Annotated in this window: 1 protein-coding gene; it reads right to left on the reverse strand. The window is 59.9% G+C overall.

The genetic code is table 11. The annotated features are described in order from the left end of the window. Positions 1-1,206 (reverse strand): tannase/feruloyl esterase family alpha/beta hydrolase (locus tag NKJ55_RS35365; protein WP_352453920.1); only part of this gene is annotated, 1,206 nt, incomplete at both ends.

The following is a 1,206-nucleotide window of genomic DNA, read 5'->3' on the forward strand; positions in this document are numbered from 1 at the left end:
GAGAAGACCGGATCGGAAAGTCCCTGAAACAAGAGCAGCTTTCCACCGTGGGCAGCGAAGCTGGCGAGATACGTGCCGGTCGCATCATTGAGCTTGGCCGTATCCGCAACGCGTGCCGGATCCTTGTCGAAGTCGAACTTCAGGGGGTCAAAATTCGGCGCCGGGGGCGTCATGAAGTAGTATTGAAGCGAGCGGGCTCCCAGAACGATGTTATTTGCATCCGACTGGGAAGTGGGGGAATTGCCCAGCTTCCACATTCTCCAGTCCGCGCCCGCAACGCCCGTATCATATGGCCAATCGCTGTAAAGCTTTTCGCCATCGGAGCTTTCCGGACCCGCGAACGCGCGGCTCATGGCCTGCACTTGACCAGCCGTGAGGCAGCTGTCCGTCTTATCGCCTTGGCAGGACAGGACCTTTGGGTCGAACCGGCACTGCTGCCAGGCGTTGATGACGCCATCCTCAATGCCATCGCGGGCATCACAGGCAGCGAGAACCGCCTTGGCGACGATGTTCAGATCCTGCTGGGAGAAGGCGCGGGATAGAATGGGATGGCCGGCCTCATCCTTGGGAGCGATGCTCATGTACTGGCGAGTATCCCAGGCTTCGGCAATGTTGGCGGCACTGAGACGAAAACCCGGGCTACCTGCAACAATGCCGTCGAACTCGAGCGGATATCGCTGAGCCGCTATCAACGCCTCACGACCGCCATTCGAGCATCCCATGAACACCGACTTTTTCGGAGCCGCCCCATAGAACTTGGCAATCACCTGCTTCGAGACCGAAGTGACTTTGCCAATGGAGGCGTACGCAAAATCAATGCGTGCGGCTTGATCGACCCCGAAAGCCGGATCGGGGCTTGGGTGCCCGCCATCCATGCTTACAACAGCGTAGCCGCGCAAGAGCCCGGGAGCCGCGGTCGAGTTCCGGCAAGGAATGGTCCCGACGGCCGGCGCCAGGAAGCCATCAACTGCGCCGCCGCCCTGGAAAAGGAACATGTCGTTCCAGGTCGTCGGAAGACGCACCTCAAACCGGGTGCCATATGATTGACCATCGACCCCCTGGCGTTTCCCGATAACACCTCGGACAAGGCAGTGCCCGCCCACTTTTACCGCCTGAGGCGAGGCGCCGGTGAATGCAGTGAAGGGATCTGCGGGGATCTCCTGCGGCTTTTGAAGGCTAGCCTCGGTAAAGATCACGCTTGGAATT

Source organism: Mesorhizobium sp. M0106, from assembly GCF_040322715.1.
In the GTDB taxonomy this organism is placed as follows: Bacteria; Pseudomonadota; Alphaproteobacteria; order Rhizobiales; family Rhizobiaceae; genus Mesorhizobium.